This is a genomic window from Mycobacterium sp. NGS48 (assembly GCF_059812585.1).
This window is the reverse complement of sequence record NZ_JCALCY010000001.1, coordinates 419,718-437,153: the sequence shown is the minus strand read 5'-3', so window position 1 is coordinate 437,153 and position 17,436 is coordinate 419,718. Positions and strand designations below refer to the sequence as shown.

Sequence of the window (17,436 nt, the reverse complement as noted above, 5' to 3'; positions counted from 1 at the left end):
TGAGCATGGGCAGCAACGCCGACGTGGTAGTCGTGGGCGCCGGACCGGCCGGTTCGGCGGCGGCGGCCTGGGCCGCCCGCGCGGGTCGCGACGTGCTGGTGATCGACTCGGCGAGCTTCCCGCGCGATAAGGCCTGCGGCGACGGGCTGACCCCCCGCGCGGTCGCCGAGCTGGAACGGCTGGGCCTGGGCGACTGGCTGGATGCCCGCATCCGGCATCGCGGCTTGCGGATGAGCGGCTTCGGCGGCGAGGTGGAAGTGGACTGGCCGGGCCCATCGTTCCCGGCGACGGGCAGCGCGGTGGCCCGCGTCGAGCTCGACGACCGGATCCGCAAGGTGGCCGAGGAGTCCGGTGCGCGAATGTTGTTGGGCGTCAAGGCTGTTGGTGTACACCACGACTCGGTTGGGCGGGTAGCGTCGGTGGTGCTGGGCGACGGCTCGCAGGTGACATGCCGGGAGCTGGTGGTGGCCGATGGCGCCCGCTCGACGCTGGGCCGGGTGCTGGGCCGGCGGTGGCATCAGGAGACCGTCTACGGCATTGCCGCCCGCGGGTATCTGGCCACTCCGCGCAGCGAGGAGCCGTGGCTGACGTCGCATTTGGAACTGCGCTCCCCCGACGGCGCGGTGCTGCCCGGCTACGGCTGGATTTTCCCGTTGGGCAACGGCGAAGTGAACATCGGCGTGGGCGCGCTGTCGACGACCAAGCGGCAGGCCGATCTGGCGCTCAAGCCGCTGATGTCCTATTACACCGATCTGCGCCGCGACGAATGGGGGTTTGACGGTCAGCCGCGCGCGGTGTCGTCGGCGCTGCTGCCGATGGGCGGCGCGGTGTCGGGGGTGGCCGGGCCGAACTGGATGCTGATCGGCGACGCGGCGGCCTGCGTCAACCCTTTGAATGGCGAGGGCATCGACTACGGGTTGGAAACCGGGCGGCTGGCCGCCGAGCTGTTGGGGACCGGTGACATGTCGCGGGTGTGGCCGCAGGTGCTGCAGACCCACTACGGTCGCGGGTTTTCGGTGGCGCGCCGGTTGGCGCTGCTGCTGACGTTCCCGCGGTTCTTGCCGGCGGCCGGGCCGCTGGCAATGCGCTCGACGCGGCTGATGAGCATCGCCGTACGGGTGATGGGCAACCTGGTCACCGATGACGATGCCGACGCGGTGGCCCGGCTGTGGCGAGCCGGCGGCGTGCTGTCGCGAGTGGCCGATCGCCGAAAGCCCTTCTGTTAGTTCTGGCGCATATCAACCCCATTGACATATATCAGGCGGGTTGATATACCTAGACGATGTCCGAAGCAAAGCTGCCCGGCTGGCTGAAGCCGATGAACAAAGTGATGCTGGCCATCCAGAAGCTCGGCATCACAGCAGGACCGGTAACGGTGTTGACCGTGCCGGGCCGCAAGTCGGGCCAGCCGCGCAGCACGCCGATGACACCGTTTACCTTCGGCGGCCGACTGCACGGCGTGGCCTTTCCCGGCGCCGACTGGGCCGGCAACGCCCGCGCCGCAGGCACCGGAACGTTGACCCGGGGTCGCAAGTCGCGGCAGGTGCAGATCGTGGAACTGGACCCGCAGGATGCGCGCCCGGTGCTGCGGGTGTTTCACGCCGAAGTGCCAGTCGGTGTGGGCTTCATGAAACGCTCCGGCCTGATACACAACGGCACCCCCGACGAGGTCGAGGCACTGGCCGGCCGCTGCGCGGTCTTCCGGTTCGACCCACTGCCGGGAAGCTGACCCCCGTGCACACCGCATACCTGGTCGTGACGCTGGTGGCGATCGCCGTCAACGGGTTTTCCGGGGTGAGCGCCCTGGTGCACTTCGCCCCGATCATTCCCGGCATGCAAGCGGCCGGTGTGCCGATCTCATGGCTGACGTTCCCGATCGGCACGCTCAAGGTGCTCGGCACCGTGGGACTTATTGTCGGGCTGTGGATTCCAGTGATCGGAGTGGCCGCAGCGGCCGGGCTGATCATATTCTTTGTCTGCGCGATGTACACCCACGTACTCGCCCACGACATCTCCGCTCAATTCGGGCTTGCCGCAGGCATCCTCGTTCTCAACTGCGCAACGTTCGCGCTGTCAGCGCAGCGGCTTGTGACCGGCGTGTAGGGCGACGATCCCACCGGTCAGGTTGCGCCAGCGCACCGCCGACCATCCGGCGCGCGAAATGTCGTGCGATAGCGCCGCCTGGTCGGGCCAGGCGCGAATCGACTCGGCCAGATACACATACGCCTCCGGGTTGCTCGAGACCGCGCCAGCCACTCGCGGCAGCGCCCGCATCAGGTACTCCTTGTACGCCACGGCGAACACTCGATTGGTGGGCGTGGAGAATTCGCAGACCACCAGCCGGCCGCCGGGCCGGGTGACGCGGGCCATCTCGCGCAAGGCCGCCTCGCGGTCGGCGATATTGCGCAGCCCGAAGCTGATCGTGACGGCGTCGAAAACGTTGTCGGCGAACGGCAGTCGGGTCGCATCACCGGCGACCTTCGGCACCCGGCGCGCGCCACCGGCCAACAGCATCCCAACCGAAAAATCCGCCGCCACGCACCACGCTCCGGAGCGGGCCAGCTCCACCGTCGACACCGCGGTACCCGCCGCCAGGTCCAACACCTTCTCCCCGGCCGCCAGCCGCAGCGCCGAGCGGGTGGCCCGCCGCCAGTAGCGGTCCTGCCCGGCCGACAACACCGTGTTGGTCAGGTCGTAGCGGCGAGCAACGCCGTCGAACATCGACGCGACTTCACGGGGATCCTTGTCCAGGGTGGCGCGGCTCACCGGCCCGACGCTACCCGGTCAGGCCGCCGCTGCCCGTCGCGTCCCCAGCACCGCCTCGTAGTGCTCGAGCAGCTCGTCGCAGATCGCCGGCCAGGAACGATCGAGCACACTGCGGCGGGCGGCCAGCGAATAGCGGGGTCGCTCGTCGAGCAAATGCGCCACGGCGGCCGGCAGCCTGACCTCGAACTCGTCGACGGGCAGCAGTAGCCCGGTTCGGCAGGGGGCGACCAGGTCGCGCGGGCCGCCGGCGTCGGGGGCGATCACCGGCAGCCCCGACGCCAGCCCTTCCTGCACGGTTTGCCCGAACGTCTCGTGCTCGCCGGGATGCACGAAGACGTCCATACTGGCGTACGCCGCGACGAGCTCCTCGCCGTACAGCGCGCCGGTGAAAACTGCAGTGGGCATGGCGTTTTGCAGCTTGGGCCGATCGACCCCGTCGCCGACGATGACCAGCTGCACAGCATCGGCGCGGGCCAAATCCGCCAGCCGCTCGACGTGCTTCTCCGGGGCCAGCCGGCCGACGAAGCCAACGATCGGCTTGCTGTCGGGCGACCACCGCCGGCGCAACCCCTCGTCGCGTGCCGACGGCACAAACCCGGTCACGTCGACTCCCCGTGCCCAGCGGTGTACCCGCGGGATACCCTGAGCAGCAAGGTCTTCCATGGCGGAAGTAGATGGCGCCAGCGTTCGGTCGGCGAGCCGGTGCAAATGACGGGTCCACGCCCACACTGCCCGCGATGCCGCACCGACTCCATACGCCGAGGCGAAACCTGCGACGTCGGTTTGGAATACCGCCACCGTCGGCACCTCCAGGCGGCGGGCCGCGCGCAGCCCGCCGTAGCCGAGCAGCGCCGGTGATGCCAGGTGCACCAGGTCGGGCTCGAACCCCCGCAGCACCCGCAGCAGCCGCGGCAGCGGCACCCCCAGCGGCAGCGACGTCACCTTCGGAAACATCCGCGACGGCGCCCGGTGCACCCGGATGCCGTCGTGAATCCGCTCGGCGGGCGGCTGCCCGGGCGGAGTGTCGGGGGCGATGACCAGAGCTTCGTGGCCGGTGCGGCGCAAATGCTCGAGGATGCGGACCACCGAGTTGCTGACACCGTTGACGTGCGGGAGGAACGACTCTGCGACGATGGCTACGCGCACACCACTACCGTGGCAGCGCCGGCTGTCGATAAGGTTGCCGACGAGCATACGGTGTGCGAAATCATGCGCGAGGAGACGCAGAATCGCATGCGGAAGGGCTCCGCAATGCGATTCTGCGTCTGCTCGGCGGAAAGGGTGACCATGCGGCGCTGGCTTGGCGTATTGATGGCGGCGGTGTGGTTGGTCGCAGTCGGCACCGCGCATGCCGATGTTCCGCGCACCGGCGACAGCGACGGGATCATGGTCGGGTCTCCTGTCGCGCCAGTGCAGTTGGAGATCTTCTGCGAACCGCAATGTCCGCACTGCGCGGAATTGGAGGCATCGGATGGTGACCGGATTGCCAGCGAAGTCGGCAGCGGTCGACTGGCGGTCACGTATCGCTGGCTGACCTTCCTTGACGACAAACACCACAACGACGCGTCCGCACGCATGACCACTGCGCTGTTTGTGGCGGCTGACCCGACGACTTCGCCAACCGCGTATCAGGCGTTCGTGCAAGACCTTTACCGCCACCAAAGCACCGACGGCCCCGACAACAACGACATTGCGGCGATGGCGCGCGAAAGCGGAGTGCCCGAGCCGGTGGCCGAGCGGATCGCGGCCGGCGATGACACCATCGACACCGGCGCGATCAATGCCGCCAACAAGGCACGCCTCCATGCGCAGACCCCCGAGCCCGGCACCCCCACGGTTTATGACCTGAACGCGAAAAGCGTTGTCGATATTCAGGATCCAGACTGGCTCGACAAGCTGTTCGGCTGAGGGTCCAGCCGCTTCTCCAGCAGCGCCAGACCGGCGAGCGCGGCGGCCGCGATCAGCCAGCCCACCACCGCAATCGAGCCGGCCGGGATGATCGCCAGCATCGCGGTGCGGTGCTGCACGCGCACCAGATTCGGGTTCCTTTTGTCGTATTCGACGTAAATCCGCATGCCGGTGGCCAATTCCGACGGGTAGAGCACACCGAGCTCGGGACGATAAGTGATCCGGTCGGGCGTGACGAACTCGATGGTGGAGCGCCGGGGCCCGGCGCTGAGCACCTCGGCCTGCGCCACGCCCATGTCGTTTTGGATCGACAGGTCATTGCGCACGGCGCCGGCGACCAACAACACCGACTGCAAGGTGACCAGCACGACCGCGACCAGGACGCCGATCCTGGCCCAACGCAGCAGGCGTCGCGCCCGGGTATCCGGCGCGGCTTCGGCGCGACCGTGGATCAAGATGTGCGCCAACGTCTTTAGACGCTTCACAAAGCAGCCTTGATCGCGGCATGCAGCTGCCGCAGCGACGACCGGTCGGCCTTGACTTCCAGCACCCGCAGGCCGGCGGCCGGCTCGTCGAGAGCCGTGCCGAGCTGGTCGACCTCGATCTGCCGGGAGTCGACGTGATAGGCGCGGCACAGCGCGCCGACGTCGACGTCGTGTGGGGTGCCGAAAACGCGGGAGGACACGTCGGAGAATCGCGGATCGCCCTGCTCGAGCAGTTCGAAGATGCCGCCGCCGTTGTCGTTGGACACCACGATGGTCAGCTGCCGGGGCACCGGCTCGGTGGGCCCGATCAGCAGCCCGGAGCTGTCGTGCACGAAGGTCAGGTCGCCGAGCAGCGCGACGGTGCGCCCACCGGCGCGCTCGTGGGCCAGCGCGGCGCCGATCGCGGTGGACACTGTGCCGTCGATCCCGGCGACGCCGCGGTTGGACCGCACAGTGATGCCCTGCGGATTGAGCCCGACCAGCGCCGCGTCGCGCACCGGGTTGGAGGCGCCCAGCACCAACTGGTCGCCGGGCCGCAACGCGTCGGCGACGGCGGCGGCCACGTGCAGACCGGTGGTCAGCGGGTGCGCGGCGAGTTGACCGCGCACCGCGTCCACTGCATGCCGGTTGAGCTCGGCGCAGCGCTGCAGCCAGGCCGGACTCGGCTCGCCGGTGGTGATCGCCCGGGTGCCGTTGGCCTGCGAGTTGCCGGACACATCGGGCCAGCGCGGCCCGGTGGTCAACGCGTAGACCGGCACCGACGGGTCAGCCAGCAGCGCCGAGACCGGGCGGTGCAGGGTGGGCCGGCCCAGCATGATCACCTGCTGCGGGTGCAGCAGCCGCAATGCCAGCGGATGCAGCGGGTTGGCCGCGGGCGGCGCCGTGGGTTCGGCGACGGTCGGCAGCGCCGCCAGGTTGGGGTGGACGCCGGCGCCGTGCCCGGCGATGACGACGGTGTCGGCGCTCAGGTCGATGTCCAGCGGCTGGTCGAAACTGACCGGCGGAGTACGCGTCCAGGGTTTGCCGTCGGGCCGCCCCGGCGGAGTCGGGGCGGTACCGCGATTGGGAACAAGCGGCTCGCGCAGCGGGATGTCGAACTGCACCGGCCCGGCATTGGCGGTGCGAGCGCCGGTGGCGGCCACCAGGACTCGGCAGGTGGCCGACCGCCAGGTCGCGTTGAGCGCATCCATCTGCTCGGGCGCGTCCTCGGCCAACCCGAGGCTGATGGTGGCGCGGACCTGGGTGCCGAAGTAGCCCAGTTGCTCCATGGTCTGGTTGGCGCCGGTGCCGAGCAGCTCGTAGGGCCGGTTGGCCGAGAGCACGATCAGCGGCACTCGGGCGTAGTTGGCCTCGACCACCGCGGGCCCGAGGTTGGCCACCGCGGTGCCCGACGTCATCGCGACGCAGACCGGCGCGTCCTCGGCGACGGCCAGCCCGATGGCCAGATAGCCGGCGGTGCGCTCGTCGATGCGGACATGCAATCGCAGCCGGCCGGCGTGGTCGGCGTCCTGCAGCGCGAAGGCCAGCGGTGCGTTGCGTGAGCCCGGGCACAGCACCACGTCGCGGACTCCGCCGCGGATCAGTTCGTCGACGACGACGCGGGCCTGTGCCGTCGAGGGGTTCACCTGTCCAGGCTATCTAGGCCGCCGTGCCGGCGAGGAACTGCAGGATCGCGGCGTTGACGGTCTCCGGCCGCTCCAGGAATCCCAGATGCCCGGCATCGGGGATCTGCAGGTAGCGGCCGTTGGGAATGGCGTCGGCGACCTCACGGCCCAGATGCGGCGGGGTCACGATGTCGTCGGCGAACCCGATCACCAGGACCGGCGCGGTGATGCTCTGGTAGGCCGGCAGCCGGTTGTTCCGCGGCGAGACGTCGAGCTGACAACGCAGGCCCGGGGTGGACTTGATCGGCCACATGGTGAAGATGTCGATCCACTCGGCCACGGTCTTGTCATCGTTGAGTGTTTTGGGTGAAAAGCTCTCCAGCATACGTACTTTGGCGTCGTAGATCGCTGGCAGCCGGGTCTCCGACTTGATCAGGTCCTCCTCGGCGGTCCGGAAGAACTGCCGGGCGCGGTCCAACCGGCCGCGGGTGGCCATCAGCACCGCCTTGCTGACCAGATCGGGCCGGGACACCATCAGCTCCTGAGCGATGTAGGCGCCCATCGACACCCCGACGATGCGGGCCGGGGCCACATTGAGACTCTCGATCAGCGCCGCCGTGTCGGCGACCATGGTCTGTGTGGTGAAGCCGCTGGCGTTCTCCGTCGCGCCGATTCCACGGTTGTCGAAGGTGATGGCGCGGTAGCCGGCCGCCAGGAACGCGGGGACCTGGTGCAGGTGCCAGCCGCGCCCGGCCCCACCGCTGCCGGCGATGAAAACGACCGGCTCACCGCTGCCGCGGTCGTCGTAAGCAAGGTTGGTCACCTCATGGACGGTACAAGCTTCTGTTTCCGGGCCGTGCGGGCCATGTTCAGGGCGCGGTCCCACACCAGCAGCGTCGCGGCCTTGAGCTGCGCCGGTTTGACCAGCTCGGTGGCCATCAGCGCGGTCGCCGCGGCCTTGGTCGACGCCGACGCCTTGGACATGTGCCCGGAGTCGAACGGCGGCTGCGGGTCGTACTCCATCGACAGCTGGATGGCCTTGGCGCGGCCTTCGCCGCCGAGTTGCCCGGCCAGCCACAACGCCAGGTCGATGCCCGCCGAGACCCCCGCGCAGGTGACCACCTTGCCGACTGGCACGATCCGCTCGTCGTCGACCGGGATGGCCCCGAGGGCCTTCAGGCCGCTCAGCGCCATCCAGTGCGACGTCGCCCGCTGACCGGTCAGCAGTCCGGCGGCGGCCAGGATGATCGAGCCGGAGCACACCGACGTCGTCCACGTCGTCGTCTCGTGTGCCGTGCGCAACCAGCTCAACAGCGCCTCGTCACGGGCGTGCTCGACCGAGGTCATCCCGCCTGGCACCAAAACCACGTCGGGAGAAGGTGTTTCGGCGAATGAGTGCGTGGCGCCGACGACGAGCACACCGGAGTCCGCGGTGATCGGGCCCGGCTCATGCCAGACGAAACGCACCTCGGCTTTGGGCAACCAGCGCAGCACTTCGTAGGGTCCGATGAAATCCAGCGCGGTGAAGCCCGGATAGAGCACGACAGCGATCTGCATGGGTTCCTACTTCCGTGCGATGTAGTAGATGTTGAGTGGATCGTCGTCGATCTCCGCGGTTCGCACGTCACTGAATCCGGCGTCGGCGAGCATCGCGGTGGCCAGCTGCTGCCCCCACGCCGTGCCGAGTCCGACGCCGTCATGCGCCAGCGACACGCTCATGCAGTGCATCGTCGAGATGGTGTAGAGAAACGGGGCGAACGGGACGCCGATGTTGTCTTCCAGTTGGCTCGACGCCTTGACGTCGGCCATCAGGAACACTCCCCCGGGCCGCAGTGCGCGATAGATGTTGGCCAACACCGGCGCCGGCTGGGCCTGGTCGTGGATCGCGTCGAACACCGTGATGACGTCGTAGGCATCCGCGAGGTCGAGCTCGGTCAGATCACGACGCTCGAAGGTGGCGTTCGACAGGCCCAGGCGCTTGGCCTCCTCGTTGGCCGCGGCAACACCTTCCTCGGAGAAGTCCACGCCGGTGAACCGGCTCGCCGGAAAGGCCTGCGCCATCACATTGATGGCATGGCCGCTGCCGCAGGCGAAGTCGGCCACATCAGCACCGTCGCGTAACCGGTCCGGCAGGCCGTCGACCAACGGCACGATCACGTCGATCAACGCCGCGTCGAACCGGGCGCCACTCTCCTCGGCCATCAGCGCGTGGAATCGCGGGTACTCGCTGTAGGGCAGCCCGCCGCCGTCGCGAAAACAGCCGACGATCTTCTGCTCGACCTCACCCATCATCGGAATCATTTGCGCCATCCGGGCCAGGTTGTGTGGTCCCGCGGCCTTGGTCAGCACGGCGGCCCGATGGGGCGGCAGGGTGTACGTCGCATCAGCAGCCTGATAGTCGACGATTCCTCCCGCCGCGGCACCGCCCAGCCATTCGCGCACATAGCGTTCGTTGAGTCCGGCGGCATCGGCGATCTGGGCGCTGGTGGCCGCCGGGAGGTCGGCCAGCACGTCGAGCAGACGGGTCTGGTGGCCGATGCTCAACAGAACCGCCAGGCAGGCGCCGTCGATCGCGCCGGCCATCCGTCCGACGAACTGGTCGGTGGTTTCGGCGGACGCCACGGCCTTTTCGTGGGTTGACGTCATGTTGCTCCTATCGGTTAGGCGAACGTCTTGCGATAGTGATCCGGCGAGATGCCGACTCGGCGAACGAAGTTGCGGCGCATGCTCTCTGCGGATCCAAAGCCGCAGCGCGCCGCGATGGCCGCCACGGTGTCGTCGGTTTCCTCGAGTTGCCGGCGGGCGGCCTCCGTGCGGACACGTTCAACGTACGCCCCCGGCGATTCGCCGACCTCCGTGGTGAACACCCGAGTGAAATGCCTTGGACTCATCTCGGTTCGGCGGGCCAGCTCCGCGATGCTGTGCACGCCGCCCGGCTCGGCCTCGATGGCTTCCTGAACGTCACGAATCGGCTGTCGCCGGGCGCGCGGCATCCACACCGGTGCGGCGAACTGCGTCTGTCCACCGGGCCGCCGCAGGTAGAGCACCAGCCAGCGGGCCACCGTCTGCGCCATCTCGGTGCCGTGATCGTCTTCGACCAGTGACAGCGCCAGGTCGATGCCCGCGGTGACACCGGCCGCCGTCCATACCTTGTCGGAACTGCGCACGAAGATCGGGTCGGGATCGACGACGATCGACGGGAATTCGTTTGCCAGCCGCTCGGCCGACCCCCAGTGCGTGGTGGCGACGCAGTCGTCCAGCAGCCCGGCTTGCGCGGCCAAGAAGGCGCCGGTGCAGACGCTGGCCACCCGCCGGCTGCGGGTGGCGACCGCGCGGATCCAGTCGACGACCTTGGGGTTGGCCCGGGCCTTGTGGACGCCGGCGCCGCCGGGCAGCACCACGGTGTCGACCGGTTGGCCGGGGTCGGGAAGCTTGGCCGTCGAGACGGCGAGCCCGGAGCTCGTCGTGACCGGTTGACCATCGACCGACACCACGACCGGCTGGTATCCGTCGCGGCCTTCTGCCGCGAGCTTTGTCGAGGCCGTCGCGAACACTTCCAGCGGGCCGACGAGGTCCAGCGTCTGCATCCCGGAGAAGCTGAAAAACACTACGGTGCGGGTCATAGCTGTCAGTGTTCAGCACCGACATGGTGGCGTCTAGGTCGGGTATCCCACAGATCAGGACATCGCCTACAGCTTCTTGAGCCCTCGCACGAGCTTGTAGAACGGCACGCTGGCGGCCAAGCCGTTGCGCAGGCTGCGCTGGAACGCGCTGAAGTTCGCCAGCACGATGTAGCGAACACCGCAGTCCCGCCACTCCGCCACCTGATCGATGACCTCGCTGGGGGTGCCGGCCAGCATCGTGTCCCGTAGGACTTCCGGCGGAATGCCCTTGATGTAGGACAGCGCCGTTTGCTCGTCCCAGTCGTGCGGCAACAGATCCTGGCCACCGCCGAAGCCGACCCCCAACGGGTGCTGTGCACCGTGTCGGGCGAAGACCGCGTCGGTTGCGTTCAGCGCCCACGCTTTGACCATTTCGGATTCCAGGGCCTGATCCACCTCGGCGGCGCTGCGGCCGGTGACGACACCCATCCACATGGCCGGAACGATCGACATCGGGTCGCGTCCCGCATCCGATGCCGCCGTGCGAACGGCGTCCAACCGCTGCGCGTACTCCTGCGGTTGGTGCGGCGCGGCGGGATAGAACCCGTCGGCGTAGCGGCCGACGGCGCGCAACATGCGCGGCCCGTGCGCGGCGATCCAGATCGGCGGCCAGGTGCCGCGGTACTGCGGCAGCTCGAAGAGCGCGTTACGCAGCGGGAAGTACGGTGAATCCCGGTTGACCAGTTCGCCATTCGAGTCCCACAGCGCCCGGATCGTAGCCATCGCCTCCTCGAACCGGGCCACTGGCTTGGACCAGTCCACCCCGTACGGCTCGTTGCCTTCCCGCTCACCGGTGCCGATACCCAGAATGGCCCGACCACGGGTGAGCAGATGCAAGGTTGCGGCGGCCTGCGCGGTGACGGCCGGATTGCGCCGGCCGGTGTCGGTCACCGAGGTGCCCAGCCGCATGCGGCCGACGCGGTTGCGGGCGGCGAGATGCCCGAGCATGGTCCACGGCTCCAGGAAGGCGTCCACCGACGGCATGAGCTTGGTGGCGCCGGCGTACTTCGGCTGCCACAGCGCTCGGGGAAACAGCGCGTTGAGATGATCCGGCACCCAGAACGAGTCGACCCGGCTGGCCACCGCGCTGAGGTAGTTGGCCCGGGTGAAGGCGTCGGCCGTCGGGCGAGCGGCGACGATGCCATCTTGAATGCCCACGCGAAATCCGGTCATATCAGGAAGTTTCGGGCCGGCCCCCTGCAGCGGCCTAGAGTAGGCGCCTACCCCAAAATTCGATGGCAGGTCGTGACGCGGTCGATCCACCACTGCCGCCTTGGCGGCGACGCCGCGAGCGTCCGCAGCCGCGCCGGGTCCGGTGTGATCGCTGCGACCGGCAGATAGCCGTCGACCGGTGTTATCGGCTCGGCGACATCGTCGACGAACAACCCGCCGGTGCCCAGCCCACAAGCGTGGTGGAGTTCGGGCAACGCGGCGGCGGCGGTGAGGCCGATGCCGATCCCGACCGCGGAATCCAATGCGCTGGAAACCACGACGGGGATGTCTATCTGCGCTGCGATGTCCAGCAGCGCCGAAACCCCGCCCAGCGGAGCGACTTTCAGCACCGCGATGTCGGCGGCGTTGGCGCGGACCACGTTGAGCGGGTCATCGGCTTTGCGGATGCTTTCATCGGCGGCGATCGGCACGTCGATGCGTCGCCGGAGCTCGGCGAGCTCGTCGACGGTTCTGCAGGGTTGCTCGAGGTATTCCAGCGGCCCGTCGGTGGTCAGCGCATGCGCGGCCTCCACGGCCTGTGCGATGCTCCAGCCGCCGTTGGCATCGACCCGCACCGTGGGAATCAGCGCGCGGACGGCGTCGACGCGGGCAACGTCGTCGGCCAATGTCTGCCCGGGTTCGGCGACCTTGACCTTGGCGGTGGTCGCGCCCGGAAACCTCGCCAGCACCTCGGGTACCTGGGCGGCGTCGACGGCAGGGATGGTGGCGTTGATCGCGATGCGGTCTCGTCGCGGTGGAGGCGCCGCCCGGTAGGCCGCTTCGATGGCGGCGGCCAGCCAATGCGCGGACTCGTCTGGTCCGTACTCCAGGAAGGCGCCGAACTCACCCCACCCTTTGGGGCCGTCGATCAACGCGACTTCACGAGTAGTGATGCCGCGGAAGCGAACTCGCATCGGTAGCGCGACGACATGCAGGCGGTCGAGAATGTCGTCGAGCGCGGGTATCACTGGCGGTAGACCTGGCGGCCGGCCAGAAACGTTGCCTGCACGTCGAGGTCGGCGATCTGTTCAGCCGGTACGGCGCGCGGGTCGGCCGACAGCACCACCATGTCGGCGTACTTGCCGACCTCCAGTGAGCCGATGACGTCGTCGGCGAACAACTGCCAGGCGGCGTCGATAGTCTGTGCGCGGATCGCCTGCTCGACCGTCAACCGCTCCTCAGGAGCGAGCACCCGACCGCTGGGCGCCAACCGGGTCGCGGCGACGCTGATGTTGCGCAGCGGCTCCTCGGGAGTGACCGGCGGGTCGTTGTGCAGCGAGATACGCATCCCGGTGGCTACCGCGGAACCGGCCGGCATCCAACGTGATCCACGTTCCGGACCGAACAGGCCGTCGACGATGACGTCGCCCCAGTAGTGGATTTGATCGACAAAGATGCTGCAGGTGACGCCGAGGTCGGCGGCTCTGTGCAGCTGGTCGGGCCGGATGGCGCCGACGTGTTCGAGTCGCAGCCGATGGTCGACGCGCGGATTATGTTGCAGCGCTTCCTCGTACACATCGAGGATGGTGTCGATCCCCGCGTCGCCCTGCACATGGCAAGCCATCGGCCAGCCCAGCGGGAAGTAGGCGCCGACGATTTCGGCAAGCTGTTCGCGGGTGTAGTTGGCATGCCCGCAGGAGCCGGGCACCACCCCGATCGTGCGGGTGGCGTCGGTGTCCAGATAGGGAAACGACAGATCGATGTTGCCGATCCAGGGCGAACCGTCCACCCAGATCTTGATGCCGACCTGGCGCACCATGTCGTCGCCGTCGCCCGGCGCGGCGTCGGTGGACATCTGCGGATTGGAGATCTCGTACATGCGCAACCGCACCGTTAGGTGCCCGCGCATTTGGTCGACCACGGGCCGAAACGCCGGATCGAACGCCATCTCCGAGCAGGTGGTCAGCCCGGCGCGGTTGAGCCGGGCGCACTCGGCCAGCAGCATGCCCGGGTAGTCGCCGGGTTCGATGGCGCCGCCCAGCAGTGGGAAAACCGCGCCGGTTTCTTCGGCGGTGCCATCAAGGTCGCCGTTGGCGTCGCGACCGTACTTGGCGCCCTTGGGATCCGGGGTATCCCGAGTCAGGCCGGCACGTTGTGCGGCGTGCGAGTTGAAAAAGGCCTTGTGGCCGGAGTTGTGCATGATCACCAGCGGCCCGGTGGGCGCGATGTCGTCGAGCCAGGCCAGCGTGGGCTCCGGAAGTCCGGGCTGCAGCAGCGGATCCCACCCGTTGAGGTAGGCGCCGGCCTCACCGCGCTGGGCGGTCTCCCGTCGGATCGCATCGACGACGGCGTCGGCGTCGCGGATCGTGACCGGCCGGATGTCGACGAGCCGGTCGGACAGCGCGACGGCCTCCATCAGCGGATGTCCATGCGCCTCGACGAATCCCGGCATCACGCAGCCATCACCAACGTCGATGGTGTGGGTGTCGGGGCCGATGAGCCCGTCGACGTCCGCCCGGCTGCCGACGGCGACGATTCGGCCGTCGGCGACAGCTACCGCCTCGGCGGTGGGCCGCTTCGCGTCGACGGTGAGCACCGTGCCGGTGATGACAAGGTCAGCGACGGCCATACGCGGCGATATTAATGGACAGCTGCCGCGTCGGTCTCATGATTACCGGGAGTCACTCCAACACCAGCTTCCGACGATGAGGCCCTCCTCAAACATGATGGCGTATGTGATATCAGGGTGGAGGACGGGCCCAGCTGTTCTGTAACACGTTCTAGTCTTGGGGTCATGACGGACGAGCTGCTGCGCAACCCGACCCACAATGGCCATCTGCTGGTGGGCGCGCTCAAGCGCCATCGCGACAAGCCGGTGCTGTTCCTCGGCGACACCACGCTGACCGGCGGCCAGCTGGCCGGCAAGGTCAGCCAGTACATCCAGGCGTTCGAGGCGCTGGGCGCCGGCACCGGCGCCGCGGTCGGGTTACTGTCGCTCAACCGGCCCGAGGTGCTGATGATCATCGGCGCCGGCCAGGCCCGCGGCTACCGGCGCACCGCGCTACACCCTCTGGGTTCGCTGGACGACCACGCCTATGTGCTGTCCGACGCGGAGATCAGCTCGCTGATCATCGACCCCAACCCGATGTTCGTCGAGCGCGCAGTCGGTTTGCTGGAGCGGGTGGACTCGCTCAAGCAGATTCTGACCATCGGCCCGGTGCCGGACGCGTTGAAGCACGTGGCCGTCGACTTGTCGGCAGAGGCGGACAAATATGAGCCGCGTCCATTGGTGGCCGCCGATCTGCCACCGGACCAGGTGATCGGGTTGACCTACACCGGCGGCACCACCGGCAAGCCGAAGGGCGTGATGGGCACCGCGCAGTCGATCAGCACGATGACGTCGGTGCAGCTGGCCGAATGGGAATGGCCCGACCATCCACGGTTTTTGATGTGCACCCCGCTCTCGCATGCCGGTGCGGCGTTCTTCATCCCGACCGTGGTCAAGGGTGGCGAGATGATCGTGCTGGGCAAGTTCGATCCCGGCGAAGTGCTGAGAATCATTGAGGAGCAACGGATCACGGCGACCATGCTGGTGCCGTCGATGCTGTACGCGCTGATGGACCACCCGGATTCGCACACCCGCGACCTGTCGTCGCTGGAAACCGTCTACTACGGCGCCTCGGCGATCAACCCGGTGCGGCTGGCCGAGGCGATTCGGCGGTTCGGGCCGATCTTCGCGCAGTACTACGGGCAGTCCGAAGCGCCGATGGTGATCACGTATCTGGGTAAGGCCGATCACGACGAGAAGCGGCTGACATCCTGCGGCCGGCCGACGCTGTTTGCCCGCACCGCGCTGCTCGACTTGGACGGCAACCCGGTACCGCAGGGCGAAGTGGGCGAAATCTGTGTCAGCGGACCACTTTTGGCCGGGGGCTACTGGAACTTGCCGGACGCGACGGCCGACACTTTCCGCGACGGTTGGCTGCACACCGGCGACATGGCCCGCGAGGACGAGGACGGCTTCTACTACATCGTCGACCGGGTCAAGGACATGATCGTCACCGGCGGTTTCAACGTCTTCCCGCGTGAGGTCGAAGACGTCGTCGCCGAGCATCCGGCCATCGCGCAGGTATGCGTGGTCGGGTCGCCCGACGACAAGTGGGGCGAAGCCGTCACCGCGGTGGTGGTGCTGCGCTCCGACGCACCGTCCGACGACGACGCGGTCGCGGCGATGACCGCCGAAATCCAGGCCGCGGTCAAGGACCGCAAGGGGTCGGTGCAATCGCCCAAGCGGGTGGTCGTCGTCGAGGCGCTGCCGTTGACCGGGCTGGGCAAGCCCGACAAGAAGGCGGTGCGCGCGCAGTTCTGGGAGGGTGCCGGCCGAGCCGTCGGCTGACGCCTGCTCGTATCGCCGAGCGTGAAGTTAGGTTCACGCTCGCGACCCAACGTGAAACTGGTTTCACACTCGCGCACTACTGTGGCAGCCATGGCTAAAGCGGATGCGCTCAAGCCGCCGTGGTGGCTCAAGCCGATGAACAAGCTGTTCATCCGGATGTCGCGGCTGGGTTTGCGATTCGGCGGCGAGAGCCCGGTGGTGTTGACGGTGCCGGGACGCAAATCGGGCCAGCCCCGTTCGACGCCGGTCACCCCGATGACCGTCGACGGTAAGGAGTACATCGTCGGCGGATTCCCGGGAGCCGATTGGGTGGCGAACGTCCGCGCCGCCGCCGAAGCCACGGTGGCCCGCGGTCGGCGGCGTGAACGAGTGCGGGTCGTCGAGCTCTCCGCCGACGAGGCACGGCCGCTGCTGCGGATCTGGCCGATCGAGGTGCCCACTGGCGTGGGCTTCCTGAAGCGCTCCGGGCTGGTCACCGACGGCCGCCCGGAGGAATTCGAGGCGCTGGCCGGGATTTGCCCGGTGTTTCGCCTGGACCTACTAGGAGCCCAACAGCCTTGAGCGACAACCCTTTTGACCCCGAGGCCTGGCGTCCGGTCGACGGCTTTAGCGAGCTGACCGATATCACGTATCACCGCCACGTCGATGACGCCACCGTGCGGGTGGCGTTCGACAGGCCGGAGGTACGCAACGCGTTTCGGCCGCATACCGTCGACGAGCTCTACCGCGTCTTGGATCACGCCCGCATGTCCCCGGACGTCGGGGTGGTGTTGTTGACCGGTAACGGGCCGTCACCCAAAGACGGCGGCTGGGCCTTTTGCTCCGGCGGGGATCAGCGCATCCGTGGACGCAGCGGCTACCAGTACGCCTCGGGCGAGACCGCCGACACCGTCGATGCGGCCCGCGCCGGGCGACTGCACATCCTTGAAGTGCAGCGGCTGATCCGGTTCATGCCCAAAGTCGTCATCTGCCTGGTCAACGGGTGGGCGGCCGGCGGTGGACACAGCCTACACGTGGTGTGCGACCTCACCCTGGCCAGCCGCCAGCACGCCCGGTTCAAGCAGACCGACGCCGACGTCGGCAGCTTCGACGGCGGCTACGGCAGCGCGTATCTCGCCCGCCAGGTGGGCCAGAAGTTCGCCCGCGAGATCTTCTTCCTGGGCCGCGACTACACCGCCGAGCAGATGCATGCGATGGGCGCGGTCAACGCCGTCGTCGACCACGCTGAATTGGAAGCCACCGGCGTGCAGTGGGCAGTCGAGATCAACGCGAAATCGCCTCAGGCACAACGGATGCTCAAATACGCTTTCAACTTGCTCGACGACGGCCTGGTGGGTCAGCAGCTGTTCGCCGGCGAAGCCACCCGCTTGGCCTACATGACCGACGAGGCCGTCGAAGGCCGCGATGCTTTCCTGGAGAAGCGCCCACCCGATTGGAGTCGCTTCCCGCGATATTTCTGACCG

General features: G+C 68.1%; 18 protein-coding genes. 7 read left to right on the top strand and 11 right to left on the bottom strand.

Annotation, left to right across the window (positions count from 1 at the left end):
* Nucleotides 1-5 precede the first annotated feature (5 nt).
* From menJ to AC5Y42_RS02130, 3 genes are read left to right on the top strand one after another with little or no spacing between them, the layout of a single operon-like run.
* The gene (gene menJ, locus AC5Y42_RS02140; protein ID WP_499895409.1) at nt 6-1,226 is read left to right on the top strand and encodes a menaquinone reductase MenJ; all 1,221 of its coding nucleotides are present in this window, start codon (nt 6-8) and stop codon (nt 1,224-1,226) included.
* Nucleotides 1,227-1,282: 56 nt separating this feature from the next.
* A complete protein-coding gene (locus AC5Y42_RS02135; RefSeq protein ID WP_499895407.1) occupies nt 1,283-1,729 on the top strand; it encodes a nitroreductase/quinone reductase family protein in 447 nt (148 codons plus the stop codon).
* Nucleotides 1,730-1,734: 5 nt separating this feature from the next.
* The gene (locus tag AC5Y42_RS02130) at nt 1,735-2,103 is read left to right on the top strand and encodes a DoxX family protein (protein WP_499895405.1); all 369 of its coding nucleotides are present in this window, start codon (nt 1,735-1,737) and stop codon (nt 2,101-2,103) included.
* Here AC5Y42_RS02130 and AC5Y42_RS02125 read toward each other — a convergent pair.
* Both AC5Y42_RS02125 and AC5Y42_RS02120 read right to left on the bottom strand, forming a co-directional pair.
* The gene (locus AC5Y42_RS02125) at nt 2,074-2,766 is read right to left on the bottom strand and encodes a demethylmenaquinone methyltransferase (RefSeq protein ID WP_499895403.1); all 693 of its coding nucleotides are present in this window, start codon (nt 2,764-2,766) and stop codon (nt 2,074-2,076) included. The genes AC5Y42_RS02130 and AC5Y42_RS02125 overlap by 30 nt on opposite strands.
* An 18-nt stretch (nt 2,767-2,784) precedes the next feature.
* Nucleotides 2,785-3,912 (bottom strand): glycosyltransferase family 4 protein, encoded by a 1,128-nt coding sequence (locus tag AC5Y42_RS02120; RefSeq protein WP_499895401.1) that lies wholly within the window; start codon nt 3,910-3,912, stop codon nt 2,785-2,787.
* Nucleotides 3,913-3,921: 9 nt separating this feature from the next.
* On the opposite strand from AC5Y42_RS02120, the gene AC5Y42_RS02115 reads away from it, so the two are divergent.
* Entirely contained in the window at nt 3,922-4,674 is a 753-nt protein-coding gene (locus tag AC5Y42_RS02115) for a DsbA family protein (protein ID WP_499895399.1), read from the top strand.
* Here AC5Y42_RS02115 and AC5Y42_RS02110 read toward each other — a convergent pair.
* The 9 genes from AC5Y42_RS02110 to AC5Y42_RS02070 form a co-directional block, all read right to left on the bottom strand.
* On the bottom strand, nt 4,638-5,159 hold the full coding sequence (locus AC5Y42_RS02110) for a DUF3592 domain-containing protein (RefSeq protein WP_499895397.1): 522 nt from the start codon (nt 5,157-5,159) through the stop codon (nt 4,638-4,640). The genes AC5Y42_RS02115 and AC5Y42_RS02110 overlap by 37 nt on opposite strands.
* Nucleotides 5,156-6,784, bottom strand: a complete 1,629-nt coding sequence (gene menD, locus AC5Y42_RS02105; RefSeq protein ID WP_499895395.1) for a 2-succinyl-5-enolpyruvyl-6-hydroxy-3-cyclohexene-1-carboxylic-acid synthase — start codon at nt 6,782-6,784, stop codon at nt 5,156-5,158. Before menD ends, AC5Y42_RS02110 begins: the two co-directional genes overlap by 4 nt.
* Nucleotides 6,785-6,797: 13 nt before the next feature.
* Nucleotides 6,798-7,586, bottom strand: a complete 789-nt coding sequence (locus tag AC5Y42_RS02100) for an alpha/beta fold hydrolase (protein WP_499895393.1) — start codon at nt 7,584-7,586, stop codon at nt 6,798-6,800.
* The gene (locus tag AC5Y42_RS02095; RefSeq protein WP_499895391.1) at nt 7,583-8,320 is read right to left on the bottom strand and encodes a DJ-1/PfpI family protein; all 738 of its coding nucleotides are present in this window, start codon (nt 8,318-8,320) and stop codon (nt 7,583-7,585) included. Before AC5Y42_RS02095 ends, AC5Y42_RS02100 begins: the two co-directional genes overlap by 4 nt.
* A gap of 6 nt (nt 8,321-8,326) precedes the next feature.
* Nucleotides 8,327-9,409: a class I SAM-dependent methyltransferase gene (locus AC5Y42_RS02090; protein WP_499895390.1), complete on the bottom strand. Its 1,083-nt coding sequence runs from the start codon at nt 9,407-9,409 to the stop codon at nt 8,327-8,329.
* A 14-nt stretch (nt 9,410-9,423) separates the two neighbouring features.
* The gene (locus AC5Y42_RS02085; protein WP_499895389.1) at nt 9,424-10,386 is read right to left on the bottom strand and encodes a GlxA family transcriptional regulator; all 963 of its coding nucleotides are present in this window, start codon (nt 10,384-10,386) and stop codon (nt 9,424-9,426) included.
* 66 nt (nt 10,387-10,452) lie between these two features.
* Nucleotides 10,453-11,598 carry an LLM class flavin-dependent oxidoreductase gene (locus AC5Y42_RS02080; RefSeq protein ID WP_499895387.1) on the bottom strand — a complete coding sequence of 382 codons (1,146 nt, stop codon included), beginning with the start codon at nt 11,596-11,598 and terminating at the stop codon, nt 10,453-10,455.
* A gap of 47 nt (nt 11,599-11,645) precedes the next feature.
* Complete coding sequence (locus tag AC5Y42_RS02075) at nt 11,646-12,605, bottom strand: o-succinylbenzoate synthase (RefSeq protein ID WP_499895386.1); 960 nt, start codon at nt 12,603-12,605, stop codon at nt 11,646-11,648.
* Nucleotides 12,602-14,206, bottom strand: a complete 1,605-nt coding sequence (locus AC5Y42_RS02070; RefSeq protein WP_499895385.1) for an amidohydrolase — start codon at nt 14,204-14,206, stop codon at nt 12,602-12,604. The genes AC5Y42_RS02075 and AC5Y42_RS02070 overlap by 4 nt, the downstream gene beginning before the upstream one ends.
* A 165-nt stretch (nt 14,207-14,371) precedes the next feature.
* On the opposite strand from AC5Y42_RS02070, the gene fadD8 reads away from it, so the two are divergent.
* The 3 genes from fadD8 to AC5Y42_RS02055 all read left to right on the top strand — a co-directional run bounded on the left by fadD8 (nt 14,372) and on the right by AC5Y42_RS02055 (nt 17,433).
* A complete protein-coding gene (gene fadD8, locus AC5Y42_RS02065) occupies nt 14,372-15,973 on the top strand; it encodes a fatty-acid--CoA ligase FadD8 (RefSeq protein ID WP_499895383.1) in 1,602 nt (533 codons plus the stop codon).
* A gap of 90 nt (nt 15,974-16,063) precedes the next feature.
* Complete coding sequence (locus tag AC5Y42_RS02060) at nt 16,064-16,534, top strand: nitroreductase family deazaflavin-dependent oxidoreductase (RefSeq protein WP_499895382.1); 471 nt, start codon at nt 16,064-16,066, stop codon at nt 16,532-16,534.
* Nucleotides 16,531-17,433: a 1,4-dihydroxy-2-naphthoyl-CoA synthase gene (locus AC5Y42_RS02055; protein WP_499895381.1), complete on the top strand. Its 903-nt coding sequence runs from the start codon at nt 16,531-16,533 to the stop codon at nt 17,431-17,433. Before AC5Y42_RS02060 ends, AC5Y42_RS02055 begins: the two co-directional genes overlap by 4 nt.
* The last annotated feature ends 3 nt before the right edge of the window (nt 17,434-17,436 follow it).